This is a genomic window from Dyadobacter sp. HNCC25DJ185 (assembly GCF_056895195.1).
In genome coordinates, this window is sequence record NZ_JBXHAR010000045.1 from 1 (window position 1) to 242 (window position 242).

General features: G+C 45.9%; 2 tRNA genes. Both read left to right on the forward strand.

Annotated elements, in window-relative coordinates:
* Window positions 1-41: 41 nt before the first annotated feature.
* Window positions 42-115: transfer RNA gene (locus tag AC1XUF_RS32095), tRNA-Ile, on the forward strand.
* Between the two features lie 54 nt (window positions 116-169).
* Window positions 170-242 (forward strand) — tRNA-Ala (locus AC1XUF_RS32100).

Here is a 242-nt window from a genome sequence, read left to right on the forward strand (position 1 = left end):
GAGATTCTGCTTTTGGTTTTATCTTTATCATATATATTTTAGGGCTTGTAGCTCAGGTGGTTAGAGCGCGACACTGATAATGTCGAGGTCCGTGGTTCGAGTCCACGCAGGCCCACGGATTACACAAGTTGATCGAGAAAATGTTCTTGATTTTTGTATAGAAAATTTTGGGGGATTAGCTCAGCTGGCTAGAGCACCTGCCTTGCACGCAGGGGGTCAACGGTTCGAATCCGTTATTCTCC